Consider the following 24,609-nt stretch of genomic DNA (forward strand, 5'->3'; position numbering starts at 1 on the left):
CGTATGGAATCGATCCTCACCTCCGCAGCCGACCTGAACGCCGCCCTCGCCGCGGGGGCGTACCCCGACGGGGGACCGGTGCGCGTGCTCGACGTGCGGTGGCGGCTCGACCGCCCCGACGGCCGCCCCGACTACCGCGCGGGTCATGTTCCCGGCGCGCAGTACGTCGCGCTCGACCACGACCTCGCCGCCCACGGCGCCCCGACCGAGGGCCGGCATCCCCTCCCGTCGGTCCACGACCTGCAGGCGACGGCGCGGCGGTGGGGGATCGATCCCGGCGACACCGTCGTGGTCTACGACGACGCGAACAACATGGCCAGCGCCCGGGCGTGGTGGCTGTTGCGCTACGCCGGTCTCGCCGACGTGCGCCTGCTCGACGGCGCCCTCCGGGCCTGGACCGACGCCGGGTACGAGCAGGAGGAGGGGGATGCCGCGCCCCCGACGCCCGGGACCGTCGAGCTCGCCTACGGCGCCCTGCCCGCACTCGAACTCGACGACGTCGCCGGCTTCGCCGCCGAGGGCCTGTTGCTCGACGCACGCGCCGCGGAGCGATACCGCGGGGAGGCCGAGCCCATCGACCCGCGCGCGGGACACGTGCCGGGCGCGGTGAGCGCCCCCACCACCGAGAACGTCGGCGACGACGGACGGTTCCGCTCCCCCGAGGAACTGCGATCGCGTTTCCGCATGCTCGGCGCCGAAGACGGGATGAGCGTCGGGGTGTACTGCGGGTCGGGGGTCACCGCGGCGCATCAGGCGGTCGCCCTCACGCTCGCGGGGTTCGAGCCGCGGCTGTACGCGGGTTCGTGGAGTCAGTGGTCGAACCACCCCGAGCTCCCCGTGGCGACGGGCCCGGCCCCGCGCCGAGGCTGAGCCCCGGTCCCGCGCTGAGGCTGAGCCCCGGTCCCGCGCAGGAGGCTGAGCCTGTCGAAGCCTCCGGTCCCCGCGCAGGAGGCTGAGCTTGTCGAAGCCTCCGGTCCCCGCGCAGGAGGCTGAGCTTGTCGAAGCCCCCGGTCCCCGCGCAGGAGGCTGAGCCTGTCGAAGCCTCCGGTCCCTTCGACAGGCTCAGGGACCTCCCGCCGCTCAGGGACCTCCCGCGTCCAGGGACCTCCCGCCGCTCAGAGGACCTCCCGCCTTTCAGGGAACCTCCCGCGGCGCGGGACTACGCCCAGAGGTCGCTGACCGGCAGCTCGCGCCGCAGGACGTTCTGCGCCGCGCGGTGACCCGACAGCATCGCGCCCGGCACCGTCGCCGGATCATCGCCCCACGTCGCCTCCCCCGCGAGGTGCAGCGTCCCGTCGCCGAGGGGCTCGGCGAGGTCGTCGTGGTCGGCGCCGATTGATCCGGGGAGCATGTACGCGTAGGACCCGCGCGAGAACGGATCGTCCTGCCAGCGGGTGACGAGAGCGCTCTCGGGGGTGGGGACCGCGTCGCCGTACAGCCTCCGCAGCTGCGCGAGAGTGGAGGCGACGATCTCGTCGTCGCTCCACGCGCGCGTGGCCACGGCGGCGGGCCCCGCCGCGAAGGTCAGCAGCGCGGGTTCGTCGTGCAGACGCCCCAGGTCGTACCAGGAGTGCCACCACTCCCCCTCGTCTCCGAGCTGCCGGATGCCGTAGACCCCGTCCTCCCAGAACCGCTCGGCGAAACGCAGCACGACCTTCTCGAACGCGTTCATGCGCAGCAGGCCGAGAGCGCGAGCGTGCGCCTCGGGCAGGGCCGGCTCGAGAACGAGATCCCCCGCGTGGAGGACTCCCACCGGCACCGTGACCACCACGTGCCGAGCGCGGAACGTGCCGCGATCGGTCTCGACCTCGGCCCCCTCCGGCGCCCACCGCACACGCGAGACCACGTGCTCCAGCCGCACGTCGAGCCCCTCGGCGAAGTGCGTCGCGAGTTCGTCGTATCCCCGCGGGAAGACCACCTCGTCGCCGTTGACGGTGTCGTCGTCGAGACCGTGGGCGCCGAGGCCGTCCATGCCGATCCCGTACTGCTCCTGGGCCCGGCGGTCGTTGTACTCCCGCACGCGCTCGGCACGCTCGGCATCCCAGTCCTGCGCGGCGAGCGCGCGTTCCACCACCTCGGCGTAGGTGGCGTCGTCGTCGGCCTCGGCGATGATGCCCACCAGCGCTGCGTTGAGCGTGCGGATGTCGTCGGCGTACTGCCGGACGTCTCCCGCCGAGAGGCGGTGCCCGGCAGCGTCGAAGTACGTCAGCGGTCGCGAGTCGGGCTGGTATCCGCCGACGGTGAACTCCACCATCGGCATTCCGAACGCCCGGGCCGCCTCGGCGACGGGACTGTCGTCGATGCCGTGGATCCACGACGCACCGCGATCGGTGATGTGCCCCTCGGTGCGGTCGGTGAAGACACGTCCCCCGACGCGGTCGCGGGCCTCGAGTACGACCACCCGCTGCCCGTGTCGGGAGAGCAGCCGGGCGGCGGCCAGGCCCGAGATACCCGCCCCGACGACGAGGGTGTCCACCGTGTCCATGCGTCCTCCGCGTGCTCGTGGTGAAGCGACGCTACTGCGCGGGTGAACCGTGCAGCATCCGCCGCCCCGGCGAGCCGCAGCGAAGGCAGTGGACGCCGTGTACAGCGCCTCAGGCGATCGGCGCCTCTTCGTCGCGGCGGACGGGCGTGATGCCTTTGCGCCCGTAGCGCAGCCAGAAGTACAGGTAGCAGAGCCCGACGAACGGGATGCCGAAGTACAGCGCCGCGATCTGATTCTCATCGAACGCGATCGCCACGATCGAGGCGGTCAGCAGCACGAAGGCGAGGATCGGCACGAGCGGGTACAGCGGCGTGCGGAACGCGAGGGTCGACACGTCGCCGCCGCCGCGGACGAACTGCCGGCGGTGGAAGAACTGCGCGGCGACGATCGACATCCACACCGCCACCGCCGCGAACCCGGCGATCGACACGAGCACGAGGTAGACGGTCTCGGCCGCGATCACGCTCGAGATGAGCGAGACCAGACCGATGGCGAGGCTCACCAGCAGCGCCACCATCGGGATGCCGCGCCGCGTGAGTCGTGTGAAGGCGCGCGGGGCGTAGCCCTCCTCGGCGAGCGAGAACAGCATCCGGGCGCACGAGTAGAGCCCGCTGTTGCCCACCGAGAGCAGCGCCGTGATGACGACGAAGTTCATGATGTCGGCCGCGTAGGGCACGCCGACGTACTCGAAGACGTCGACGAACGGGCTCGACGACAGACCCGCCTGCTCGTAGGGCAGGAGGGCGGCGATGACCACGATCGACCCGACGAACAGCACGAGCAGGCGCAGCACCGTCGAGCGCAGGGCCCGCGGGATGTTGCGACCCGGGTCCTTCGTCTCCCCCGCCGCGACGCCCACCAGCTCGGCGCCGCTGAAGGCGTAGAACACCGCGAGCGAGGTGATCAGCACACCGCCGAGACCCGCGGGCAGCAGCCCGTCGGGCGTGACGAAGTTGCTCAAGCCCACCGCCGCGTGCGGCTCGGACGACAGTGGCGTGAACCCGAAGATCGCCATGGTGCCGAGCACGATGAGCGCCACGATCGCGACGACCTTGATGAGGGCGAACCAGAACTCGGTCTCGCCGAACACGCGCGCCGAGATCGCGTTCAGGGTGAACAGCACGCCGGCGAACACGATGCACCACACCCAGACCTCGACGTTCGGGAACCACCGTTGCATGAGGATCCCGGATGCCGTGAACTCCGACCCGAGCGCCACCACCCAGCACAGCCAGTACAGCCACGCCGTGGTGAAGCCCGTCGCGGGCCCCATCGTGCGTGCGGCGTAGATGTGGAGGGATCCCGACACCGGGTAGGTCACCGCGAGCTCGCCCAGGCAGACCATGACAAGCCACACCACGAAGGCGCCCAGCAGGTACGCGAGCACCGCACCGAGCGGACCCGCCTGATGGATCGTGTACCCCGAGCTCAGGAACAGGCCCGAGCCGATCACCCCGCCGAGGGCGATCATGACGAGATGCCGAGCGTCCATGGCCCGGCGCAGGCGGCGCGGTCCGCTCGCCGGATCGGTCGTGTCGAGGGAGGAATCGAGGGGACGACTCATGGGGGGGTACTCGCCTTCATGATCGAGCCCGGAGCCGTCGAGGCGTCCGGGCGACGCAGTCACAGTAGTCGACGACGGGGCGGGAAGCGCCCTCACTACGCTGGACGCGGCGCGCGAGCCGCGCCGACGAGAGAGGGTGCGGAGATGACGGCAGCAGCGGAAACCCCGACGGGATCGGGCGCGCGCCCCGACCGCACCGACGCGCCGACCCTCGGCGAATCGAGTCTCGCCGTGCACGGCGGCATCGAACTCGACAGCACGCGCGCCCTGCGCACCCCCCTGGTGATGTCGAACTCGTTCGCCCTCCCCGACGACCCGAGCGAGATCAGCTGGTCGGCCACCGCACCGAACCTGTATACGCGCAACACCGGCGTCAACCAGCTGGCGCTCGAGTGCAAGCTCGCCGCCCTCGACCACGGCGAGGACGCCGTCGCCCTGGCATCCGGGGTCGCGGCCCTGCACGCGGTGTTCTTCACGCACGTGCGCGCGGGCGACCACGTCGTCGTGAGCGACGTCGTCTACGAGGCCACCTGGCGCCTGTGGACCGAGCTGCTCCCGGGGCGCTACGGGATCGAGGCGACCTTCGTCGACGTGACCGACCCGGATGCCGTGCGCTCGGCGATCCGGCCCGAGACGCGGCTGGTGTGCGTCGAGGCGATCGCCAACCCCACCACGAAGGTCGCCGACATCGCGCTGCTGGCGGAGATCGCGCACGCGGCGGGCGCGATCCTCATGGTCGACTCGACCTTCACTCCCCCGCCCTTCTACCGTCCCCTCGCCGACGGCGCGGATCTCGTCGTGCACTCGCTGACGAAGTACATCAACGGCCACGGCGACGCGATGGGCGGGGCCGTGATCGGCCGGTCGGAGCTCATCGCGCCCATCAAGGCCGACGCGATGGTCGACGTCGGGGGCGTGATCTCGCCGTTCAACGCGTGGATGATCCAGCGGGGCTCGGTCACCCTCCCCCTGCGGCTGCGGCAGCACTTCGCCTCGGCGCAGCGCGTCGCCGAGATGCTCGAGGCCGATCCGCGCGTGGCCTTCGTCGCCTACCCCGGTCTCGACTCGCACCCGCAGCGCGAGACCGCTCGTCGCCAGTTCGGCGACGCCGCGGGCGGGATGATGGCGTTCGCCCTCGACGGCGGGCCCGAGCTGCAGAACCGCTTCGTGGCGAATCTGCGTCTCATCACGTCGGGCTTCTCGCTCGGCCACGACGACAGCCTCATCGTGCACACGGCCGCCGACGGCCCCCGCACCGCCGCCTATCCCGACGAGTTCCGGCGCTTCGGGCACCTGCGCCTGTCGGTCGGCCTCGAGGATGCCGACGACCTCGTCGCCGACCTGACGGCGGCACTCGACGCCTTGAGCGCCTGACGTCTCCTCACCCGCGGGTTCAAGAGCGCGCACGGGATCTGCGCCGATGCGGACGGTGGCTCCGCAGCGCGCGAGGGTTACTCGTCAGATCGGGGTCAGCGAACGCACGGTCACGATTTTTCGTGCTGCGGGTTGTCCCAGCGCCACCCGCCCACGCCGACCGATCCTGTCGTGGCCGGATCGAACTCCCCGTCACCAGCGTCGCCCACCGCCCGGCCTTCCAGCAGATTCGCGGTGTACCCCATCACGAGATGCTGAAGCCCGGACTGCGCGCCGGGAGAGGGCCTTTCGGCAGACGCGATAAAAAGAATCTCCTCCAGCGCGCCCGTGATGGTCTTCATCGGTGCGCGGATACCCCATTGTGCGAACTCGGTCTCCAAGTGCCTCGTCGTCAAGAGGCGATGCGAGAACTCGCCTCCCACGGCCAGCGCCATCTCGCCGTCAAGGTCAAGATGGAACGCCTGGGGCACCACGTCGTACATCGGCGCCAGACGCGAGGTTCCGTCGGGATCGTGCACGAGCGAGATGTTCTTGAGGTGCATGTCGAGGTTGCCGAGGGCCACTGACAGGACCACCATGCGCATCAGCCGCACCCGGTCACGGCGGTTGAGATCCCTCGCGACGGACCGAAGGGGCGCGCCTCGATACTTCTCGTACTTCTCGCGCCCCGATTTTCCGAGGATCTGGTTGAAATCCTCCTGGTGAATGCGACCTGTCGGTGCACTACCATCCCGGTCGTAGCGCTCGATGATCAGCGCTGCGGTGTCTCCGAAGGTGGCGAGGGACGTCTCGAAGTCGGCCAAACCCATCCGCCTGGCGAAGCGGGCGCCGTACTCCTCATCGAAAATCACCGTCGGGCGCCTCGGGACGATGGGCTTGATGATGTGCGTGCTCGGGTACCCGTCCAATGCCCGCGCCCAGCCGTCCTGGGTGCGCACGAGGACGATCTTGTTCTGGACGCCCGCCAGCGACGACTTCCCCCGTCGAGGCACGTTTCCCAGCGGCGCCGTGCTCACCTCGGCAAGCATCCGCTCGATCTCCAGCTCGTCGACGGGCTCGATGGCCGGGGTCTTGGGCTCTCCGGGAAGTGTGGGATCCCAGATCTGCACGGCACCGGCGACGTCTCGGCCGTAGACGCGCAGCATCCCGATCAGGTCGTCGGGGGAGAGCCCCGCGAGAGCCGCGAGTTCGTTGCGGAGGTCTCCTTCCGGAAGCAACTCCGCGAAGAAGTTCCGGGCGATGCTTCGGGAGTTCGACCGCGAAACACCCAGAGGGATCGCGCGCGAGAGGATTGTGCTGCCCAATCCGTGTCGAGCGATGGCGGCAGGATCGGCGTGAAAAGCTCCCCCACCGTCGAGCGTGCCGACGAGTTCCCCGTACAACTCGACGTTGAGATCAGCCATCGTCGCCGTCCGTTGCCAGAATGTCGAGGGACAGCGTTCCTTCGCCCTCCGGGATGTCGATGTAGAGAGTGGCGCCGAGTTCGTCCACAGTCTCCAAGAGTCTGACGATCGCGGTGACGCGCTTGCCGGACTCCATCTCCGAGATGTAACGCTGACTCGTCTCGAGGCGCTCGGCAAGCTGCGTCTGCGTCAAGCCGGACCTCGCGCGCGCAGCACGCAGGACGTTTCCCAGAACCGTGGGGTCGCTGATGCGAGAGAGCGTCACGTCTATTACCTTTCCGAGATAGAGCCCACGGTACTACGTTTTGGTTATACACAGTGGCGTATGCGAAAAACGTAGTAGAGGACCCACCGACGCCCGCTCGACCATCGACGATGGATGCCCGGTTGACACTGAGCGCACGTTGAACTCGACACCGATGCCGAAAATCACGGGAGGATACCGCAATCGGTTCGACACTGACGGTTCCTATGAATCGGGAATGTCCCGCGGCATCCCCTTCCGCTCCGTTACCTCACCGTTATAGAGTGCTGGCACGGTAGTTGTTTTGCTGTGGCAGCTACCGACATGTGATTGCAGGACACTCTGGTGCAGGAAAGGGCCGGTCGGGAAGATTCCGACCGGCCCTTCTTCATGCCGCCGCGCCGGAACCCGCCGCCCGAACGATCGCCACGGCGGGAGGATGGACGCGTGAAGGACGACGAACTGACCGAACCCGACGGACGCATCGTGCTGGTGCGACACGGCGAGACCACATGGAGTCGAACCGGGCGGCACACCGGCCTCACCGACATCCCGCTGACCGAGACCGGCGCCTACAAGGCCGAGTTGGCGGGCACCCTGCTCGCAACGCGGCGGTACGACCTGATCCTCTCGAGCCCCCTGCAGCGCGCTACCGAGACGGCAACACGGGCCGGGTACCCGGGCGTGCAGACGGACGATCGTCTGGTCGAGTGGGACTACGGCGCCTACGAGGGTCTGACCACCCCCGAGATCGTCGAGCAGCTCGGTCATCCGTGGACGATCTGGGACGGCACGCCCGCCGGCGCGACCCCGGGCGAGACCGTCGCCCAGGTCACCGCACGAGCGGAGTCACTCGTCTCGGAGCTGCGCCCGCGGGTGCGGGCCGGCGAGCAGGTCCTGCTGTTCTCGCACGGGCACTTCCTGCGCGCCCTGGCCGGCACGTGGCTGGGCCTCACCGCCGCGGGCGGCCGCTATTTCGTGCTCGGCACCTCGGCGGTGAGCGAGCTGGGCTTCGAGCACGGCTCCGAGGTCATCACGCAGTGGAACCACGTACGCGGGCGCTGACGCGCCCTGGAGAGGGCCGGCCGGAACCCGCAGGACCGCTCCACGAAATCGATCACGAAAATATAACGGTGAGCCCTTCCCCTCCGTTACCTCACCGTTATAGAGTGCATGCACGGTAGTTGTTTTGCTGTGGCAGCTACCGACATGTGATTGCAGGACACTCTTGGTGCAGGGACAAGGGCCGGTCGGAAGCCTCTCCGACCGGCCCTTACTCTGTCCACAGCCGTCGCGTCGACGCCGCCTCCGCGGCATCCCGCTCCCTCTACGCTGAAGGAATGACCGATCGCCGCCTCGCCGTGCAGGCCTGGGAGAGCCTTTTCCGCGCGCAGCACGAGGTGTTCGAAGACATCCGGTCGGACTTCGAGGGCGAACCGCTCACCCAGGCGGAGTACGACGTGCTCCTCACCGTCACGCGTGCCCCCCGTATGACCGCGCGGCTGCGCGACGTGACCGGCAACATGCTGATCAGCCAGCCGAGCGTCTCGCGTCTGGTCGAGCGGATGGTCGCGCGAGGGCTGCTGACCAAATGCGCCGATCCCGAAGACGGCCGAGGGTCGCTGGTCACCGCCACCGAAGAGGGCGCCGTGACGTTCCGTCGCCTCGCCGCCGCGCACGGACGCTCGATCGCCGACCGCATGGCGCGTCTCACCGACGACGAGCTCGCGCACCTGCGCGCGCTCACCGCGAAGCTGCGCGGACCCGCCTGACCACGCATCGGCCGGACGCGGTGCGACCGCTCTGCGGTCGAGCCGTCACCGCCGGACCCGGAGACATCGACAAGCTCAGTCCTGTCCGAGAGCGCACGATGACGACCACGCTCGGCGGTCGAGCCGAGCCCGGAGGCTTCGACGAGCTCAGCCACCTGCCCTCGGGCAGGTGACGCCGAGAACGATCAGCACTCGATGACGTTGACGGCCAGACCGCCCTCGCTCGTCTCCTTGTACTTCGTCGACATGTCGATGCCGGTCTGCCGCATGGTCTCGACCACGGCGTCCAGCGAGACGTAGTGACTGCCGTCGCCGCGCAGGGCCAGTCGCGCGGCGGTGACGGCGGTCGACGCGGCGATCGCGTTGCGCTCGATACACGGGATCTGCACGAGACCGCCGACCGGGTCGCACGTGAGACCGAGGTGGTGCTCCATGGCGATCTCGGCGGCGTTCTCGATCTGACGGTTCGTGCCGCCCATGACCGCGGTGAGCCCGCCCGCCGCCATGGCGCACGCGGAGCCGACCTCGGCCTGGCATCCACCCTCCGCCCCCGAGATCGAGGCGTTCGCCTTGAACAGCGAGCCCAGCGCCGCGGCCGTCAACAGGAACCGACGGATGCCGCGCCGCCGATTGGCGTCGGCGACCTCTTCGTCGTCCCAGTGCGACACCTCGGAGCGGGTCACCGCATGCCCGTCGTAGCCGAGCAGCGCGCTGCCCACGAGCTCGCCGTGCGGAGTGACGGCGTTGCCGACCCCCAGGCCCGAATCCGCGAGGAAGCGCCACCAGTACATCGCCACCGCCGGAAGGATCCCCGCCGCCCCGTTGGTGGGGGCGGTCACCACGCGACCACCGGCGGCGTTCTCCTCGTTCACGGCGAGCGCGAACGCCCCGAGCCACTCCCCCGGGAGCTCGCGGTGCCCCTCCGCCTCGATGGCATCCAGCTGACCGCGGATGACGGCCGCCCGCCGCTTTACCTTGAGGATGCCGGGCAGCACGCCGTCGTTGTGCAGGCCCGCGGTGACGCAGGCGGCCATGGCGTCCCAGATGCGGTCGAGGCCCGCGGCGATCTCCTCGTCGGAGCGCAGCGCCTCTTCGTTCAGTCGAGCCGCCTCGGCGATCGTGATGCCGCGCTCGTCGCACAGCGCGATGAGGGTCGCGGCGTCTTCGAAGGCGAGCGGCATCGGCGCGGCCGCCACCGGCGCGGCCTCCCCCTCCCGGCGGATGAAGCCGCCGCCGATCGAGTAGAACGTCTCCTCGGCGACGACGCCGCCGTCGCGGTCGCGCGCGACGAGCGTCATGGCGTTGGGATGGCCGGGGAGCCGCGTGCGCGGCTCGAGCGCGATGTCGGTCTTGGCGAAGGGGATCTCGTGCGTGCCGGCGAGCGCCAGCGCGCGCCCCTCGGGCCAGTCCGACCACGCGCGGCGGACGGCATCCGGATCGACCGTCTCGGGCTCGAGGCCCTGCAGACCCGCGACGACCGCGTCGGGGGTGCCGTGACCGATGCCGGTCGCGCCGAGGGAGCCGTAGAGGGCGCAGGAGACGGATGCCACCCGCTCCAGGGCACCGGTGCCCCGCAGTCGTGCGGCGAAGGAGAACGCGGCCCTCATGGGGCCGACGGTGTGGGAGCTCGAGGGTCCGATCCCGATGGAGAACAGCTCGAACGCGGAGGTGTAGGCGCTCATCCCGCCAGCGTACGTCTCCGGCTCGACACCTGCCGGTCATCGCTGCGCCACGCCCGGGATGCACGCGGTTCGGGCCCGATTAGACGTCTCCCGGGGTCCCGGCTATGCTGGACCACGGCCTGCGCGCCGTTTCGCGCGGAGGCCCTGCGCCCGTAGCTCAATGGATAGAGCATCTGACTACGGATCAGAAGGTTAGGGGTTCGAGTCCCTTCGGGCGCACACTGTGTTGAGACAGTGACAAGCCCCGGCTGAGAAGAAATTCTGAGCCGGGGCTTTTTCCGTTCCGCGGCGCGGGTCGGCGGTGGGCACGCGCATCGGTGTGGGCGCCCGGCGAGAAGAGCTCGTCCCCCGGTTCTGCGCGCGCGATGGATGCCGGCGACTCCGACCGCAGACCCCGGCCAGGGTCAGGCGGTCTCTTCGCCCCGATGGGCGGCGTCGGTGGAGACGGAGTTCAGCTGCAGGATCGCGATCGCCTCGTGCAGCGACCCGAGCGGCGCTTCGATGTCGTCGTAGTGGTGCACGAAGCCGTTCGCGTCGCGCGCGCTCACCGAGACCAGGGCGTAGCCGGGTCGTGCCACCCGGGACGTACGTCCGAACCGCCGTTGCGCCATGGCATCCCCTCTGCTCGCCGCCGAGGCTACCGCTCCGGACGTGTCGACGAGGGTCAGCGCGCGGGCGACTTCTTCTTCTTGCCGGTCTTCTCCGCGGGAGGGTCGTCGACATCGTCGTCGTCGGTCTCAGCCCGCTCCTTCGCCCGGCGTTTCGCCTGCGAGGCGAGACGGGCGAGGTCGACCATACGCAAGGCATCCATGCGGGCCTTGCGCATCTGGGCGTATTCGGGATCGGCGTCGGCGGTCATGCCCTCGACGTCGAGACGCTGGCGGAGGTTGGCCTCGACGTCGCCCCAGGCGGCGATACGCGCGTCGGCGACGAGGGTCTTCACACGGTCCGGGTCGTCGGCGAGGGCGCGCAGCTCCTTCGCGACGCCGCGCGACTGCTTCGCGCGACGGCGCAGGTTGCGGGTGTCGCGGTCGCGGTAGTCGTGCGTGCCCGAGGAGTCGGAGAAGCGCCCCCACGCGCGCTTTCGCTGGTGGGTCACCCGTTCGGCCGCCTGATCCTGCTCGTCGGCGAGGGAGCGCAGGGTGGAGCGGGCGAAGTCCGCGAATACGTCATTGTCGAACTGCCCGCCGCGGGCGATCGTGTCGACCAGGATGCGGTTGCGCACGGTCAGTCGCGCCGCGGCCGTCGCGATCGACAGCCCTTCGGCGATGGCCTCTTTCGTGCGCCCCACGGGACCTCCCGCTCCAGGCTATCGCCCGGCGCGCTCGGCGCTACGCGTTCGAGAGTGTGGAGACGATGGCGGCGACGCGACGCGCGCGGGTGTCGGCTGCTTTCGCCGACTCCACCTTGACCACGTGGGCCTTGCGGGCACTCGGCGCGAGGGCGTCGAAAGCGGAGCGCGCGCCGGCCTCCGCGAGAGCCGCGGCGAGATCGTCGGGGACCTCGACCGTGCGAGGCGCCGCATCGAGGGTCAGCTCGACGGTGATGGCCTCTCCGCCGGACAGGCCCGTCGCCCGGCGCTTGTCGGCGGAGAACGGGATGAGGGAGCGCCCGCCCATCGCGCCGATCGTGCTCGAGAAGACGTACCCGTCGACGTCGACCACGACCGCGGCACGCTTTCCTCCGCCGAGGGCCTCGATCACCTCCGGGGGGACTTCGATGCCGGTGTTGTTGCCCATCTGCAGCAGTGTCGTCTCGAAGCGCATGAGGGGAGTGTGGCAGAAACGCCACTAAGTGAACACCGTGGGAATTGCAATCCCCGTCGAGGGCTCGAGCGTCCGCCCTAAGGTCGTTGCTGTTGCGGAGGGCCTCGGAGAGTACTCGGGGGCCTTCTGTCGTATCCGGGCACGCCCGCTCGGGGGTTCTACAGGAATGCGCTCCCAGAAAGCAAAGGGCAATCCGATCCACGGTCCGCCTCCGAAGATGATGAGAAGCGGCCGGACGGTCGCTGCCAACAATCTGGGAGGTTCATCATGAGCTCTTCGCCCAACCGCATCGTGGCCACCGTCTTCGGCGCTGTCTACCTTCTCGTCGGTCTGCTCGGCTTCGCCGTGACGGGCGGCGTCGGATTCATCGCGACCGAGGGCGGGCTGCTGCTCGGCATCTTCGCGGTCAACCCGCTGCACAACATCGCGCACCTGCTGATCGGTGCGGCGCTGCTGGTCGCCGGTCTCGCCAACGCGCGTGCCGCCAAGGGCGTCAACACCACCGTCGGAGCGGTCTACCTCCTCCTCGGTATCGTCGGCTTCTTCCTCGTGGGCACCGCGGCCAACATCCTCGCGCTGAACACGGCCGACCACTTCCTGCACCTCGCCAGCGCGGTCGTGCTGCTGGGTGTCGGTCTCGGCACCGAGCGCAACGTCCCCCGCACCGCGGCGGTCTGAGCATGAACGCCGCGACCTTCGTCCGGTCGTGGCCCTCCGTATCCGCGTGGGGGGCCGGACTCATCGTCGCCGCCCTCGGCGCGGGTGCGATCGTCCGTCCCGATTCCGGGGCCCTCGCAACGGGCCTCGGAATCGGGATGGTCATCCTGGGCCTCGCCTCCCTCGCCTGGGGAGCCGCGACCCTGTCGACCGGACGCCTCGTCGTCCCCCGACTCGCCCTCGCGGGCGCTCTGGCGGCACTCGCCCTCGCGACCACCCTGATGTTCGTCGCCTCGGCGCACACCAGCATCATCGGCGTCGCCGCGGCCGCGGTTCTTCTCGTGGTCGTCGGTGCGACCTCGGCGGTGCACCTGCGTCGCCGCGGCCGCACGGCATCCCGCCCCGCCCAGCCGATGAGCGTCACGGGACTGCTCCTCGCCGCCGCCGTGATCGCCGTGCTGGTCACCCCCGCCCTCGGGGCGACGCAGGATGCCGTCCTGCTCCGTGACGACGGCACCGTCCCGGTCGTCACGCACGAGGGCCACTGATCCTCGTCCGCCGAGAGGATCATCGACGTCGAACACTTTCCGAGCCCACCCGCTCAGACGGTGGCACGCTGGATGAGTGACCGACGCGACCTTCCTCTCCGTCCCCGGTTGGATCGCGAGCCTGCGCGGCAAGATCCTCGTCGCCCTCGCGGGAGACCCGACCGGCATGGCGCCATACGTGCGGGCGATCGCCGACGGTGACGACACCGGCTACTTCCTCGAGAACGGCCCCGCGTGGACCGTCCATGCCGGAATGGGGACGCTGGTCGCCGGCATCCGGGCCCTCCTCCTGCAGGCGCTGCACCCGGGAGCACTCGCGGGGGTGCACGACTGGTCGCGTTACCGCGAGGACCCGATCGGTCGCCTGACCGGCACGGTGCGCTGGGTCATCACCCTCACCTACGGCTCGCGGACGCAAGCGGATGCCGAGACTCGGCGCGTCGGGAGGTTCCATCAGCGGGTGAAGGGCGAATACCGCGCCGGCGACGGCAGCGAGCGCGCCTACACGGCCGAAGCCGCCGACCTCGTGCGGTGGGTGCACCTGGCCTTCACCGACGCCTTCCTCGCGGGGCACGAGGTGTCGAAGAAGCCCATCCCCGGTGGGCCCGACGCCTACGTCGCAGACTGGGCGACGGCCGGCCGGCTGATGCGCGTGGTCGACCCTCCCCGCACCCGCGCGGCGCTGCGCGCCGAGATCGACGGTTTCTACGAGCGCGGGGAACTCCGCGGCGACGAGAGGGTCGCCGACGTCGTGCGGTTCCTGCGCAAGCCGCCGTTCCCCGGCCTGATGGGCCTGTCGTATCGCGTGCTGTTCGCCGCCGCTGTGGCCACGATCCCGCGCCGGTACCGCAAGATGCTCGGCGTGCGCCGGTGGCCGCTGCCGGTGCTCGCGCTGACGCGCGTCGTCCTGCGCGTCACGGAGCGCGCCTTGGGCTCCGGTCCGCGGGCCCAGGACATGGCCCGCCAGCGCCTCGCCCGGCTGGAGCGTGACGGCCGGGAGGCCGCGTGAGCGACGACGCGCGCCAAGCCGCCGAGAGATACCGGCTCGACCGCGAACTGCGCGACGCCGGTCTCGCCCCCGAACCGGCGGAGCCGACGGGTCCCGCGCGCGGGTCGACGGCTGCTGAGCGCGCGGCGTTCGTCGAGACGTCGATCCAGCAGGCGATCCGCCGCGGCGAGTTCGACAACCTCCCCGGGGCGGGCAAGCCCCTCGATCTGACCACCTCGCACGACCCCGACTGGTGGATCCGCCGCAAGATCGAGACCGAACAGCTGACGGGCCTGGGCCCTCCGGCGCTAACGCTGCGCGTCGAGCATAAAGAGATGGCAGACCGACTGGATGCCATCGCGCACGAAGCCGAGGTGCGCGAGGCGGTCGACGACTTCAACCGCCGCGTGATCGAGGCGCGTCGGCAGCTGCAGGGCGGGCCGCCGGTGGTGACTCCGACGGTGGACGTGGATGCCGAGGTGGCCGCGTGGATCGAGCGACGTCGCGCCCGTGAAGAGGCCGCCGCCGTGGCCGCTCCCCCGCCGCGGCGCCGGTGGTTCCGGCGCGGTCGCTGAGCCCCGTGACGCCGCGAGGGGGCTGAGCGTGTCGAAGCCCCCGGGACCCGTGTGGCGAGGGGGCTGAGCCTGTCGAAGCCCCCGGGGCCCGACGCCGCCGTGCGCCCCGTCCCTTCGACGGGCTCAGGGACCTCCGTGACGGCGCCCCCGCACGGCGAGGGGGCTGGGCGTGTCGAAGCCCCCGATACCGACGCCGCCGTGGTCCCGGTCCCTTCGACGGCCTCAGGGACCTCCGTGACGGGACCGCGGGACGCGGCGCCGCGGGTCAGAGGGCGGCGAGCGCCTCGGCGCGGGCGACCAGCGCTCGCGCGCGGGCGAGGGTCGGCGCGTAGGAGCCGTCGACCGGACCGTCGGGCGTGGTGGACAGCAGCGACCGGGCGGCCGCCACCTCGGCCGACGACGGCGTGAAGCCCGCGTGAGCCCCGGGGATCGCGGCATCCTGGAGCGCCAGCGTGCCGGTGAAACCCATCGCGACGGCGTGGAGCGCCGCGTCGTGCGCCTGGTCGATCGGACCGCACGGGCCGTCGATGGGGCCCGCGATACCCGCGGCCGCCGAGGCGACGACGAGCTGGGCACGCGGCCACGACAGGGCGATGCGCTCGGCCGACATGCCGGTGTCGCGACGGAAGTCGCCGGTGCCGAACGCCAGTCGGCGGGTCGCGGGATGCGCGGCGATGGCCGGGGCCGCCAACAGCGCCGCGGCCGACTCGACCATCGCGACGATCGGGGTGCCCGCGGGCAGGGAGGCGGCGACGTGCGCCACGTCGGCCGGCCCCGCGCACATCGCGAGGACGACTCCGGCGAGGCGCCCGTCGAGCTCGCGACCGAGGGCGAGGTCGGCCTGGCCGTCGCGGGTTCCGGCGGCGCTGATGCGCAGCCACACGGGTGCCTCGGCGGCGGCACGCCGGGCTCGATCGCGCCCCTCGGTCTTGCGCGCCGCGGGCAGTCCGTCTTCGAGGTCGAGCACGAGCACGTCGGCCGCGGTCGCGAGGTCGCCCGCGAGCGGCGAACGCAGCATCCACGTGCGGGCGAGGTCGACGCGCGCAGGGGCGGGGGCGGCCGAAGCCGCCCCCGCCGAGGTGTGCGCCAGGCTCACGAGCGGCTCCGCGCCGCCGCCTCCGCTTCCGCCTGAGCGCGGAAGGCGTTGAGCGCCCGGGTGTCGACGGCCGCGGGTCCGGTGCCGACCTCGGTCGAGGCCTGCTCCTTGGCATCCGCCGCCGGGGTGGCCGAGTGGTCGTGGCCGGTGAGCAAGGTCTCGTCGAAGGGGATCTGGCCCGCGAGCACCTCGCGCACCCGCTGTCCGTCGTACTGCTTGGTCCAGGCGCCGATGAGGAGGGTCGCGACCGCGTTGCCGGTGAAGTTGGTGACCGCGCGGGCCTCCGACATGAACCGGTCGATGCCGACGATGACGCCGACGCCGTTGACGAGGTCGGGACGGTAGGCCGACAGGCCGCCGGCGAGGGTCGCGAGTCCCGCACCGGTGACACCGGCCGCGCCCTTGGAGGCGATGATCATGAAGATGAGCAGACCGATCTGCTCGGGGATCGACATCGGGGCGCCCATCGCGGTGGCGATGAACAGCGACGCCATCGTCAGGTAGATCGCCGTGCCGTCGAGGTTGAAGGAGTACCCGGTCGGAACGGTGATGCCGACCACGGGCTTCGAGACGCCGAGGTGCTCCATCTTGGCGATGAGGCGGGGCAGGGCGGCCTCGGACGACGAGGTGCCGACGATGAGGAGGTACTCGCGGCCCAGGTACTTCATGAGCGAGAAGATGTTGACCCGCGTGACGGCGTAGAGCAGACCGCCCAGGACGATGGCGATGAACAGGAAGCACGTCAGGTAGAACGAGCCCATTAGGATGCCGAGGCTGATGACGGCCCCGAATCCGGTCTTGCCGACGACCGCGGCGATGGCGCCGAACGCGCCGATGGGCGCGAGCCACAGGATCATGCCGAGGATGCGGAAGACGAGCACCTGGAAGTTGCGGATGCCCTCGACCATGCGCGCTCCGCGCTCGCCCATGCCCTGCAGGGCGAAGCCCGAGAGGAGGGCGATGAAGAGCACCTGGAGGATGCTGCCGCCCGTGAACGCCGAGAAGAACGTCGTCGGGATGATGCCGAGCACGAAGTCCTGCGTCGTGGTGGCCTCGGGCACGGCGTCGTAGGAGGCGCTGCCGATGTTCAGGCCCTCGCCGGGGTGGATGATGTTGCCCACCAGCAGGCCGATGCCGAGCGCGAAGGTCGACATGACGAGGAAGTAGCCCAGGGCCAGGCCGCCGATCTTGCCGACCGTCGAGGCCTTCGCGATCGAGCCGATGCCGACGACGATCGTGCAGAAGATGACCGGGGCGATCATCATCTTGATCAGGTTGACGAAGCCCTTGCCGACGGGCTCGAGGCCGACGGCGAACTGCGGGGCGACGAGGCCGACGATCACGCCCGCCACGACGGCGACGATGACGGCGATGTAGAGCCAGTGGTTGCGATCGATCTTCTTACGCGGTCGACCGTCGCGAGTGGTGCGGAGTGAGAGAGCCATCAGCGCCTATCCCTTTCCTAACGTCTTCGTTGTCCGGCGGGACCGCCGGAGTGGATGACATGACTGTGGTCGACGGCGAACCGATGGGCGATTTGTGGTCGTATTGTTCACGGCAGGCGCGACGAAGGGCGGTGGGCATGCGGTTGAGCGTGGGCGGACGACTGGCGCTGGTGTCGCTCGGCGTCGTGGTGCTCGTGGCCGGTGTCCTCGCCGCCCTGCTGTCGGTGCAGCTGAGCGACTCCGGGCAGCGCGAGGCCGAGAAGGTCACGCTCTCGGTCGCCGAGACGATCGCGCACGAACCCGACGTCGCCGCCCTCGCGGGAGCGGGCGACTCGGACCGTCTGCAGCCGATGGTCGAGCAGATCCTCGGTGAGACCGACGTGTCGTTCGTCACGATCATGACGCCCGACGGCATCCGTCTGACCCATCCCAACCGCGCGGAGATCGGCCTGCCGTACATCGGCTCGCGCGACGAGGCCCTCGCCGGACGCACCTTCACCGAGGTCTACGAGGGCACGCTGGGCCCCTCCGTGCGCACGATCGCGCCGATCCGTGCGGGCGGCGACGAGAGCGGCGGCATCGTCGCCCTCGTCGCGGTGGGGGTCACCCTCGGCGCCGTGCAGCAGGACATCGCCGCTCGCGCTCCGCTGATCGTGCTGGCATCCGCCGCCATCGTCGGACTCGGCGTGCTGGGAGCCCTGTACGTGCGCCGAAGCGCCCGCCGGGTGACGGGGTCGTACACGCCCGAGGAGTTGTCGCGCCTCGTCGAGAGCTACGAGACCGTGCTGCACTCGCTGCGCGAAGGGCTCGTCGTCACCGACCGCTCCGGGCGCATCGTGCTCTACAACGACGAGGCGGCCGACCTGCTGGGCCTGCCCCCGGCCACGTCGGGTCAGGTGTCGCTCGACCCGCGGGAGGCCGAGATGGATGCCGCTCTCGCCGAGGCCATCGCCACGGGGCGCCGCATGGTCGAGGAGACCGTCGTGAACGGCGACCGCGTGCTGCTGGTCAACCAGGAGGAGGCGCGCGACCTCAGCGGCCGTCGTGCCCCCGAACGCGGACGGGTCATGACGCTGCGCGACCGTTCGGAGCTGCAGGCGCTGCTCGGCGAGCTCGAGGGCGTGCGCACCCTCAGCGACACGCTGCGCTCGCAGACGCACGAGCACGGCAACCGCCTGCACGCGCTGCTGGCGCTGCTCGAACTGGGCCGTGTCGACGATGCGCGGCGTCTGATCGTGGCATCCACGGGGGAACGGCAGGAACTGGCCGATCGTCTCGTGTCGCACGACGAGGGCGAGATCGTCGTGGCGCTGCTGCTGGGCAAGCTCGACGAGGCTGCCGAGCTCGGCGTGCGGCTCGACCTCGACGTCGCCGAGCCCACCCCCGCCCTCCCCCTCGCACCGGAGGAGGCCGTCACGGTCGTCGGCAACCTCGTCGACAACGCCCTGGACGCCGCCGCCGCCGGGGCCGAACCGCGGTGGGTGCGCGCGACGCTGCGCGAGAACGGCGACGACGTGGTGATCGAGGTGTCCGACGGTGGCGCGGGGTTCGACCCGACGCTGGAGGATCCGTTCGCGTTCGGCTCGTCGACGAAGACCGCCCACGCTCCCGGCGGTCGCGGCGTGGGCCTCGCCCTCGTGCGCGACATCGTCGCCGCCCGCGGAGGGACGCTGCAGGTGGGCGCGGACCCCACCACGGTGCGCGTCTTCCTGCCGGTGGTCGCCGAGGCGGTGACCGCGTGATCCGCGTGCTCGTCGTGGACGACGACGCCCTCGCCCTCGAGCTGCACAGCGCCTACGTCGCGCGGGTGCCCGGATTCGAGGTGGCCGGGCAGGCGGCCGGCGCCCGCGCGGCGCTCACGGCGCTGAGCGAACCGGACCGCCGCATCGACCTCGTGCTGCTCGACATGACCATGCCCGACGGCACCGGCCTCGACGTCGCGCGCCGCGCACGGGCGATGGGCTCGCGCGTCGACATCATCGCCGTCACCGCGGTGCGCGACGCGGAGACCGTGCGCGCGGCCGTGTCGATCGGCGTCGTCCAGTACCTCATCAAGCCGTTCGCCTTCGGCGCCTTCCGCGAGCGACTCGAGGCGTACCGCGCCTACGTCGAGGGACTCGACCGCGCGGCCGGTGAAGCGACGCAGTCCGAGGTCGACGCCCTGCTCGGCTCGCTACGCACGGTCACGTCGCCGGCCCTGCCGAAGGGCCTCAGCGACGCAACGCTGCAGGCCGTGGCCGAGCGCGTGCGCACCGCGGCGGGCGCGGTCTCCTCGACCGAGGTGGGCGAGAGCGAGGGGATGTCGCGGGTCACCGCCCGGCGCTACCTGGAGCATCTCGCCGACGTGGGCCGCGTGCGCCGGGAGCCGCGCTACGGCGGCCAGGGCCGCCCCGAGATCACCTACGCCTGGGTGCGCGGCTGAGCCGCACCACCCGGAAACGCAAGACCGCGGCTTTCGCACGGCGGTCCTGGGCCGGTGGCCTCGACACGCTCAGCCACCTCCGCGGCAGTTGAGTGATCGGGTCAGAGGTCGAAGGCGGCGCGCACGCCCTCGTTGACGACCACGCCCGCGCGCACGTTCAGCCCCTTGGCGAGGGCGGGATCGGCGGATGCCGCGGCCTCCCAGCCCGCGTCGGCGATGCGCGTGATGTAGGGCAGTGTGGCGTTGGACAGGGCGCGCGTGGAGGTGTGCGGCACCGCGCCGGGCATGTTCGCGACGCAGTAGTACAGCGCCTCGTGCACGCGGAAGGTGGGGGCGTCGTGGGTGGTCGGGCGCGAGCCCTCGAAGCAGCCGCCCTGGTCGATCGCGATGTCCACGAGCACCGAGCCGGGCTTCATCGCCGCGACCATCTCATCGGTGACGAGCTTGGGAGCTGCGGCGCCCGGGATCAGCACCGAGCCGATCACGAGGTCGGCATCGGCGAGCTGCTCCGCGATCTCGAGGCGCGTCGAGGCGCGCGTCTCGATCGCGCCGCCGAAGCGCTCTTCGAGCTGGCGCAGCTTGGGCAGCGAGATGTCGACGACGGTGACCCGCGCACCGAGTCCGAGGGCGTTGGCCGCCGCGTGCTCTCCGGCGACGCCGCCGCCGATGACGACCACCTTCGCCCGGGGGGTTCCGGGAACGCCGCCGGGAAGCAGGCCACGGCCCCCCGACGCGCGCAGCAGGTGGTGGGCGCCCTCGATGATCGACAGGCGACCCGCGACCTCGCTCATCGGCGCGAGGAGCGGGAGCGCGCGGTCCGCGGTCTGGACGGTCTCGTAGGCCACGGCGGTGGTCCCCGCCGCCATCAGGGCGTCGGTGAGGGGACGGTCGGCCGCCAGGTGCAGGTAGGTGAACAGCGTGAGGTCGGGGCGCAGGAATCCGTACTCGGGGGCGATGGGCTCCTTGACCTTGACCAGCAGCTCGGCGCGTGCCCAGGTCTCGTCGGCCGTCGCGACGATCTCCGCTCCGGCGGCCGCGTACTGCTCGTCGGAGAAACCGCTGCCCTCGCCCGCTCCGGCTTGCACGAGCACGTCGTGTCCACGATGCACGAGGGCGTCGACCCCCGCCGGCGTCATCGCGACGCGGTTCTCGTTGTTCTTGATCTCGGTCGGCACGGCGACGCGCATGGGTTCCTCCTCGAGCGGATGAGCGTTGCCGGAAGAATCGCAGAAAGGGGTGTTTCCGTGGTGTTTCTGCGCAGAATATTCGGAAAATTACCGAATGTCTCCCGTATCATCGGCGCTGTCGTGCTTTCGCGCGGCTTTCACGCGAAGGATCTGCGATGGCCGACGACGACCTGCACCCGCTCGACGCCCGCATCATCGAGCTGCTCTCCGCCGACGCCCGGATGACGAACGCCGCGCTCGCCGAGGCCCTGGGCGTTGCGGCATCCACCGCTCACGCGCGGCTGCGCGCCCTCGTCGACCGCGGTCTCATCACCGGATTCCACGCCGCCGTCGACCAGAGCCGGCTCGGTCGCGGTCTGCAGGCGATCGTCGGCGTCACGCTGCGGCCGGGTCAGCGGCAGGAGAGCATCCGCGCGTTCGCGCACGAGATCCGTCGGCATCCCGACGTCATCCAGCTCTTCTTCCTCGGGGGCGCCGACGACTTCCTCGTGCACATCGCCGTAGACGACTCCTCCGCGGTACGTCGCTTCGTCGTCGATCATCTCTCGGCGCGGCACAGCGTGGCATCCACCCGCACCAGCATCATCTTCGAGTACCACCGCAACGCGCTCGCCGCGGACTTCGACTGAGCCGCGCGAAAGCCGGCGTCAACCCCGAGCGTCGGGGAGGGCCGCGCGCGCCGGAGCGAGCATGATGTGGCGTGGAGGATCCATGGTGCTGTCGATCGGGCTCGCGGTGATGTGCGTCGCGCTCGGTGTGAGCATGATCGGGGTGATCCTGCCGCAGCTGGGGAGCCGCGCACCTCTGCACTTCTTCCTGCGGGTCACGACCATGGCGGGCGTGCTGTCGGTCGGATCGACCGCGATGTACGTCCTCGCGTTCCAGGGCGGTGGCCCGATCGCCCTCGCGATCGCCGCGTGCGCGATGGTGCTCGCCCCCTCCATGCTGTGCATCGCGGTGTCTGCGCCGCGGTCCCGGCAGGTGCGGGTGCTGGTCGTGTCCGCCGTGGCGCTCGCACTCACCGTCGGGGTCACCTCGGTGGTGCTCGACGCCCCCACCGCGCTCACGGTGAGGGTTCTCGCGGTCGCGGCGGCGAGCGCTGCGTGCGCGGTGCTGACCGCGCGCTCCCGAACCATCCCGCGCCGTTCGGCACTGGTGCTGGCCGGCACGACCGGCGGCTTCGCGGCGTACTGCCTGGCCAGGGTGGCTGTGGAGGCGAGCCCCCTCGGCGACTCCCCTCTCGCTCGAACGCTGTTCTCCATCGAGGCCGCCGGGGTGATCGCAACGGCCACGGTCCTGCTGGCGGGGGTGGCGGTCGTGCTCGTGCGCCGTTCTCCCGCGTTCGGGGGCGCGGCGACCACCGCGCCGTGGACGCGGGTCGCGTTCGGCGACTGGCCCCGGGCGCGCACCGAGCTCGGCCCCGACGGCCTGCTGGCCCTGCTCACCGAACTCCGCATGGCCGCCCGCGAGGTCGACCCCTCGGCGGTCGACGTCTACCGGGGCGTGGAGATGCTCGTGCCGTCGGCGCTGTCGACCGTACGGTCCCGCCTGAGGGACGCGTACGGCTGGCGCGCCGCGCAGCTCACGCTTCTGCGCGAGAGCGTCGACGGCAGCCGGAGGACGTGAGGCGTCGGCCGCGCACCGCCGCGGCGATCGCGGCTCCCCTGCCGGCCGGGCGGCGGAACGTCCGGTGCCCGGGCGCCGGAGGCTCAGACGACGATCAGGCCCGCGCCAGGGAGTCCACGACGCTCCTGGCCGTCACCGGCTCGCGACCGAGCAGGGTGCGCAGCGCCGGATCCGTTCCGGCGAAGAAGCCGCCCTCCGCCGCCTGGAAGACGCCAAGGGTGAAGCGGACCGCGCCCTCGGGCCGACCCGCGGCGAGCGAGCGCTGCATCCACTCCTCCTCGTCGATCACGTCGAGGGCGACCTCACGACCCGCAGTCTCCCCCGCCCAGCGGGCGAGGTCGGCGAAGCTCGGGGCGTGCGTGGCGGTGAGCGTCACCGGCCCCTGCGGGAGGACCTGGCGCCCCAGCAAGCGTGCCGCCGCTTCGGCGAGATCGTCGCGCGACGTCCAGGAGACCGGGCCATCAGCGGGCACCGACACCGCCCCCGTCTTCCGCCACGGCCCGAGCAGCCACTGCAGGGAGTGGGCGTAGAAGCCGTTGCGCAAGGCCGTCCAGGGGAGGCCGCTGGCGGCGAGCGCCTCCTCGGTCGCCGCGTGATCCCGCGCGGGGGCGAACGGCGAGCTGGCGTCGGCCCCCTGATGACTCGTGTAGAGCACGTGCCCGACCCCCGCGTCGCTCGCCGCCTGGATGGCTCCGCGGTGCAGAGCCGCCGCATCGGCGTTCTGGTCGTTCGAGGAGACGAGGAGCAGACGGTCGGCACCCTCGAACGCCGCCCGGAGTCCGTGTGGATCGGCGTAGTCCCCCGCCCGCACCTCGACGCCTCGACGCGCGAGATCGTCCGCGCGGGAGGGATCCCGCACGACCACCACCAGCTCGGACGGGTCGAGGCTCTGCAGAAGGTGATCGACGGTGGCGCGGTTCAGTGAACCCGTCGCGCCGGTGATGGTGATCATTGGAATGCCTTTCGTGTTATCGATGGAAACGCTCGAAAGGTAACATTCATTACCGCCGCTTACAAGGATTTGTTATCGTCTTCACATGACCCCCGCCACGCCCCGAGACGACGTGCGCGAGCGGATCATCGCCTCCGCCGCCGCGCTCCTGCGCGACCAGGGGACCGCGGGCGTCACCACCCGCGCGGTCGCGGAGAGGGCCGGGATCCAGGCCCCCACGATCTACCGCCTCTTCGGCGACAAGGAGGGACTGCTCGACGCGGTCGCCGAGTGGACGATGGCGACGTTCAGCGCGGGCAAGGTCGCCGACCTCGACGCGGAGCGATCCTGGGGCGACCCGATCGAGGACCTCCGTCACGGCTGGCATCAGACGGTGCGGTTCGGCCTCGAGCACCCCGACCTCTTCGTCCTCCTCAGCGATCCCAGACGCGGTCGCGACTCCCCCGCCCTGGCCGCCGGCGTGCACGCGCTGGAGGAACGCGTCCGCCGCGTCGCGTCGTCCGGCCGACTGCGCGTCTCCGAAGCGCACGCCGTCGCCCTCATCCACGCGGCGGGGACCGGCGCGATCCTGACCCTGCTCGAGCACCCGAGCGACGCGCGGGATCCCGCCGTCGCCGACGCCCTGTTCGAGGCCGTGCTCGGATCCATCATCGTCCCGGAGGCGACCGCCGCGTCCACCGAGCCCGCGCACCGCACCGCCGCGGTCACGCTGCGCGCGGACGCGGCCGGACTCGACGCCCTCTCGAGCGCGGAACGCTCGCTCCTGGTGGAGTGGCTCGACCGCGTGATCGACGCGCGCTGAGATCCGGTCGACCCCTCCCGC

25 protein-coding genes and 1 tRNA gene are annotated in these 24,609 nt (G+C 71.1%); 14 read left to right on the top strand and 12 right to left on the bottom strand.

Features of this window, described 5'->3' with window-relative positions:
- Positions 1 to 3 precede the first annotated feature (3 nt).
- Positions 4 to 870, top strand: coding sequence for a sulfurtransferase (locus Q0818_RS09930; RefSeq protein ID WP_298874029.1), 867 nt, complete (start codon positions 4 to 6; stop codon positions 868 to 870).
- A gap of 289 nt (positions 871 to 1,159) precedes the next feature.
- Here the strand turns inward: Q0818_RS09930 and Q0818_RS09935 are convergent, their stop codons facing one another.
- Both Q0818_RS09935 and Q0818_RS09940 read right to left on the bottom strand, forming a co-directional pair.
- Positions 1,160 to 2,485 carry an NAD(P)/FAD-dependent oxidoreductase gene (locus Q0818_RS09935; protein ID WP_298874032.1) on the bottom strand — a complete coding sequence of 442 codons (1,326 nt, stop codon included), beginning with the start codon at positions 2,483 to 2,485 and terminating at the stop codon, positions 1,160 to 1,162.
- A gap of 109 nt (positions 2,486 to 2,594) precedes the next feature.
- Positions 2,595 to 4,049 carry an amino acid permease gene (locus Q0818_RS09940; protein ID WP_298874034.1) on the bottom strand — a complete coding sequence of 485 codons (1,455 nt, stop codon included), beginning with the start codon at positions 4,047 to 4,049 and terminating at the stop codon, positions 2,595 to 2,597.
- A gap of 144 nt (positions 4,050 to 4,193) precedes the next feature.
- Here Q0818_RS09940 and Q0818_RS09945 point away from each other — a divergent pair, with 144 nt between their 5' ends.
- The gene (locus Q0818_RS09945) at positions 4,194 to 5,423 is read left to right on the top strand and encodes an aminotransferase class I/II-fold pyridoxal phosphate-dependent enzyme (RefSeq protein WP_298874036.1); all 1,230 of its coding nucleotides are present in this window, start codon (positions 4,194 to 4,196) and stop codon (positions 5,421 to 5,423) included.
- A 110-nt stretch (positions 5,424 to 5,533) separates the two neighbouring features.
- On the opposite strand, the gene Q0818_RS09950 is transcribed toward Q0818_RS09945, so the two are convergent.
- The gene (locus Q0818_RS09950; RefSeq protein ID WP_298874037.1) at positions 5,534 to 6,826 is read right to left on the bottom strand and encodes a HipA domain-containing protein; all 1,293 of its coding nucleotides are present in this window, start codon (positions 6,824 to 6,826) and stop codon (positions 5,534 to 5,536) included.
- Positions 6,819 to 7,091 carry a helix-turn-helix transcriptional regulator gene (locus tag Q0818_RS09955; RefSeq protein ID WP_298874039.1) on the bottom strand — a complete coding sequence of 91 codons (273 nt, stop codon included), beginning with the start codon at positions 7,089 to 7,091 and terminating at the stop codon, positions 6,819 to 6,821. Before Q0818_RS09955 ends, Q0818_RS09950 begins: the two co-directional genes overlap by 8 nt.
- Positions 7,092 to 7,517: 426 nt before the next feature.
- Here Q0818_RS09955 and Q0818_RS09960 point away from each other — a divergent pair, with 426 nt between their 5' ends.
- Together Q0818_RS09960 and Q0818_RS09965 are read left to right on the top strand one after the other, a co-directional pair.
- Positions 7,518 to 8,135: a histidine phosphatase family protein gene (locus Q0818_RS09960; RefSeq protein ID WP_298874041.1), complete on the top strand. Its 618-nt coding sequence runs from the start codon at positions 7,518 to 7,520 to the stop codon at positions 8,133 to 8,135.
- 275 nt (positions 8,136 to 8,410) lie between these two features.
- Positions 8,411 to 8,842 (top strand): MarR family transcriptional regulator, encoded by a 432-nt coding sequence (locus Q0818_RS09965; protein WP_298874044.1) that lies wholly within the window; start codon positions 8,411 to 8,413, stop codon positions 8,840 to 8,842.
- A 185-nt stretch (positions 8,843 to 9,027) separates the two neighbouring features.
- On the opposite strand, the gene Q0818_RS09970 is transcribed toward Q0818_RS09965, so the two are convergent.
- Positions 9,028 to 10,524, bottom strand: coding sequence for an L-serine ammonia-lyase, iron-sulfur-dependent, subunit alpha (locus Q0818_RS09970; RefSeq protein WP_298874046.1), 1,497 nt, complete (start codon positions 10,522 to 10,524; stop codon positions 9,028 to 9,030).
- Between the two features lie 146 nt (positions 10,525 to 10,670).
- Between Q0818_RS09970 and Q0818_RS09975 the strand changes: the two genes are divergently transcribed.
- Positions 10,671 to 10,743, top strand: a tRNA-Arg gene (locus tag Q0818_RS09975).
- 185 nt (positions 10,744 to 10,928) lie between these two features.
- On the opposite strand, the gene Q0818_RS09980 is transcribed toward Q0818_RS09975, so the two are convergent.
- The 3 genes from Q0818_RS09980 to Q0818_RS09990 form a co-directional block, all read right to left on the bottom strand.
- Positions 10,929 to 11,102, bottom strand: coding sequence for a hypothetical protein (locus tag Q0818_RS09980; protein ID WP_298874048.1), 174 nt, complete (start codon positions 11,100 to 11,102; stop codon positions 10,929 to 10,931).
- A gap of 86 nt (positions 11,103 to 11,188) precedes the next feature.
- Positions 11,189 to 11,815 (bottom strand): asparagine synthase, encoded by a 627-nt coding sequence (locus Q0818_RS09985; protein ID WP_298874050.1) that lies wholly within the window; start codon positions 11,813 to 11,815, stop codon positions 11,189 to 11,191.
- 40 nt (positions 11,816 to 11,855) lie between these two features.
- Entirely contained in the window at positions 11,856 to 12,290 is a 435-nt protein-coding gene (locus tag Q0818_RS09990) for a YdeI/OmpD-associated family protein (protein WP_298874052.1), read from the bottom strand.
- A gap of 267 nt (positions 12,291 to 12,557) precedes the next feature.
- On the opposite strand from Q0818_RS09990, the gene Q0818_RS09995 reads away from it, so the two are divergent.
- From Q0818_RS09995 to Q0818_RS10010, 4 genes are all read left to right on the top strand, one after another.
- Positions 12,558 to 12,968: a DUF4383 domain-containing protein gene (locus Q0818_RS09995; RefSeq protein ID WP_264631631.1), complete on the top strand. Its 411-nt coding sequence runs from the start codon at positions 12,558 to 12,560 to the stop codon at positions 12,966 to 12,968.
- Positions 12,969 to 12,970: 2 nt separating this feature from the next.
- Positions 12,971 to 13,495, top strand: a complete 525-nt coding sequence (locus tag Q0818_RS10000) for a hypothetical protein (protein WP_298874053.1) — start codon at positions 12,971 to 12,973, stop codon at positions 13,493 to 13,495.
- A 76-nt stretch (positions 13,496 to 13,571) separates the two neighbouring features.
- Positions 13,572 to 14,504, top strand: coding sequence for an oxygenase MpaB family protein (locus Q0818_RS10005; RefSeq protein WP_298874054.1), 933 nt, complete (start codon positions 13,572 to 13,574; stop codon positions 14,502 to 14,504).
- Entirely contained in the window at positions 14,501 to 15,058 is a 558-nt protein-coding gene (locus Q0818_RS10010; protein WP_298874056.1) for a DUF1992 domain-containing protein, read from the top strand. The genes Q0818_RS10005 and Q0818_RS10010 overlap by 4 nt, the downstream gene beginning before the upstream one ends.
- Positions 15,059 to 15,323: 265 nt before the next feature.
- Here the strand turns inward: Q0818_RS10010 and Q0818_RS10015 are convergent, their stop codons facing one another.
- Complete coding sequence (locus Q0818_RS10015; protein WP_298874059.1) at positions 15,324 to 16,154, bottom strand: aldolase/citrate lyase family protein; 831 nt, start codon at positions 16,152 to 16,154, stop codon at positions 15,324 to 15,326.
- Entirely contained in the window at positions 16,151 to 17,599 is a 1,449-nt protein-coding gene (locus tag Q0818_RS10020; RefSeq protein ID WP_298874061.1) for a cation:dicarboxylase symporter family transporter, read from the bottom strand. The genes Q0818_RS10015 and Q0818_RS10020 overlap by 4 nt, the downstream gene beginning before the upstream one ends.
- 137 nt (positions 17,600 to 17,736) lie before the next feature.
- Between Q0818_RS10020 and Q0818_RS10025 the strand changes: the two genes are divergently transcribed.
- Together Q0818_RS10025 and Q0818_RS10030 are read left to right on the top strand one after the other, a co-directional pair.
- Positions 17,737 to 19,341 carry an ATP-binding protein gene (locus Q0818_RS10025; protein WP_298874062.1) on the top strand — a complete coding sequence of 535 codons (1,605 nt, stop codon included), beginning with the start codon at positions 17,737 to 17,739 and terminating at the stop codon, positions 19,339 to 19,341.
- The gene (locus tag Q0818_RS10030; RefSeq protein ID WP_298874064.1) at positions 19,338 to 20,021 is read left to right on the top strand and encodes a response regulator; all 684 of its coding nucleotides are present in this window, start codon (positions 19,338 to 19,340) and stop codon (positions 20,019 to 20,021) included. Before Q0818_RS10025 ends, Q0818_RS10030 begins: the two co-directional genes overlap by 4 nt.
- 101 nt (positions 20,022 to 20,122) lie before the next feature.
- Here the strand turns inward: Q0818_RS10030 and ald are convergent, their stop codons facing one another.
- A complete protein-coding gene (gene ald, locus Q0818_RS10035) occupies positions 20,123 to 21,208 on the bottom strand; it encodes an alanine dehydrogenase (protein ID WP_298874066.1) in 1,086 nt (361 codons plus the stop codon).
- 155 nt (positions 21,209 to 21,363) lie between these two features.
- Between ald and Q0818_RS10040 the strand changes: the two genes are divergently transcribed.
- Together Q0818_RS10040 and Q0818_RS10045 are read left to right on the top strand one after the other, a co-directional pair.
- Positions 21,364 to 21,837, top strand: coding sequence for an Lrp/AsnC family transcriptional regulator (locus Q0818_RS10040; RefSeq protein WP_298874067.1), 474 nt, complete (start codon positions 21,364 to 21,366; stop codon positions 21,835 to 21,837).
- An 82-nt stretch (positions 21,838 to 21,919) separates the two neighbouring features.
- Positions 21,920 to 22,834, top strand: coding sequence for a hypothetical protein (locus Q0818_RS10045; RefSeq protein WP_298874068.1), 915 nt, complete (start codon positions 21,920 to 21,922; stop codon positions 22,832 to 22,834).
- A gap of 94 nt (positions 22,835 to 22,928) precedes the next feature.
- On the opposite strand, the gene Q0818_RS10050 is transcribed toward Q0818_RS10045, so the two are convergent.
- Complete coding sequence (locus Q0818_RS10050; RefSeq protein ID WP_298874069.1) at positions 22,929 to 23,786, bottom strand: NAD(P)H-binding protein; 858 nt, start codon at positions 23,784 to 23,786, stop codon at positions 22,929 to 22,931.
- A gap of 85 nt (positions 23,787 to 23,871) precedes the next feature.
- Here Q0818_RS10050 and Q0818_RS10055 point away from each other — a divergent pair, with 85 nt between their 5' ends.
- Positions 23,872 to 24,588, top strand: a complete 717-nt coding sequence (locus Q0818_RS10055) for a TetR/AcrR family transcriptional regulator (protein WP_298874070.1) — start codon at positions 23,872 to 23,874, stop codon at positions 24,586 to 24,588.
- Positions 24,589 to 24,609 lie beyond the last annotated feature (21 nt).

This window comes from uncultured Microbacterium sp., assembly GCF_947489255.1.
Classification (GTDB): Bacteria; Actinomycetota; Actinomycetes; order Actinomycetales; family Microbacteriaceae; genus Microbacterium; species Microbacterium phycohabitans.

Coding starts and splice junctions, on each gene's coding strand:
- Q0818_RS09930 (WP_298874029.1), top strand. CDS start 4: ATGGAATCGATCCTCACCTCCGCAGCCGACCTGAACGCCGCCCTCGCC.
- Q0818_RS09935 (WP_298874032.1), bottom strand. CDS start 2,485: ATGGACACGGTGGACACCCTCGTCGTCGGGGCGGGTATCTCGGGCCTG.
- Q0818_RS09940 (WP_298874034.1), bottom strand. CDS start 4,049: ATGAGTCGTCCCCTCGATTCCTCCCTCGACACGACCGATCCGGCGAGC.
- Q0818_RS09945 (WP_298874036.1), top strand. CDS start 4,194: ATGACGGCAGCAGCGGAAACCCCGACGGGATCGGGCGCGCGCCCCGAC.
- Q0818_RS09950 (WP_298874037.1), bottom strand. CDS start 6,826: ATGGCTGATCTCAACGTCGAGTTGTACGGGGAACTCGTCGGCACGCTC.
- Q0818_RS09965 (WP_298874044.1), top strand. CDS start 8,411: ATGACCGATCGCCGCCTCGCCGTGCAGGCCTGGGAGAGCCTTTTCCGC.
- Q0818_RS09970 (WP_298874046.1), bottom strand. CDS start 10,524: ATGAGCGCCTACACCTCCGCGTTCGAGCTGTTCTCCATCGGGATCGGA.
- Q0818_RS09990 (WP_298874052.1), bottom strand. CDS start 12,290: ATGCGCTTCGAGACGACACTGCTGCAGATGGGCAACAACACCGGCATC.
- Q0818_RS09995 (WP_264631631.1), top strand. CDS start 12,558: ATGAGCTCTTCGCCCAACCGCATCGTGGCCACCGTCTTCGGCGCTGTC.
- Q0818_RS10000 (WP_298874053.1), top strand. CDS start 12,971: ATGAACGCCGCGACCTTCGTCCGGTCGTGGCCCTCCGTATCCGCGTGG.
- Q0818_RS10020 (WP_298874061.1), bottom strand. CDS start 17,599: ATGGCTCTCTCACTCCGCACCACTCGCGACGGTCGACCGCGTAAGAAG.
- Q0818_RS10025 (WP_298874062.1), top strand. CDS start 17,737: ATGCGGTTGAGCGTGGGCGGACGACTGGCGCTGGTGTCGCTCGGCGTC.
- ald (WP_298874066.1), bottom strand. CDS start 21,208: ATGCGCGTCGCCGTGCCGACCGAGATCAAGAACAACGAGAACCGCGTC.
- Q0818_RS10040 (WP_298874067.1), top strand. CDS start 21,364: ATGGCCGACGACGACCTGCACCCGCTCGACGCCCGCATCATCGAGCTG.
- Q0818_RS10045 (WP_298874068.1), top strand. CDS start 21,920: ATGGTGCTGTCGATCGGGCTCGCGGTGATGTGCGTCGCGCTCGGTGTG.
- Q0818_RS10050 (WP_298874069.1), bottom strand. CDS start 23,786: ATGATCACCATCACCGGCGCGACGGGTTCACTGAACCGCGCCACCGTC.
- Q0818_RS10055 (WP_298874070.1), top strand. CDS start 23,872: ATGACCCCCGCCACGCCCCGAGACGACGTGCGCGAGCGGATCATCGCC.